Raw genomic sequence first — 262 nt, 5'->3', positions numbered from 1 at the left:
CGTCGGTGCCCTGCACATGGCTGACGTCGACACACTCGATCCGCAAGGGTGCGTCTGCCAGGCCCAACGAGTCCTGAATGCTCTGCAGCGCAGCGGATCTGGCGTTGAAATCGCTGGCCCGCTTCAGCTTGTGTTGTTGCAGTGCATCTTCTGCGTTTCGGTGCACCGTTTCGGCCAGTGCCCGCTTGTCCCCGCGGCGCGGCACCCGCAGCACGACCCTTGAGCCGCGCAGGCCGGACAGCCAGCTGGCCAGCTCCTCGTC

The 262-nt window shown here is 66.0% G+C and carries 1 pseudogene; it reads right to left on the bottom strand.

The features are described 5' to 3' along the window. Positions 1 to 262, bottom strand: a pseudogene (locus AB1471_RS19025) (hypothetical protein); the annotation flags it as partial.

Origin of the sequence: Jeotgalibacillus marinus (assembly GCF_040801915.1) — a bacterium.
Taxonomy (GTDB): Bacteria; Bacillota; Bacilli; order Bacillales; family Jeotgalibacillaceae; genus Jeotgalibacillus; species Jeotgalibacillus marinus.
Note: the sequence above shows the minus strand (reverse complement) of the source record. Positions and strands in the feature narration are given on the sequence as shown.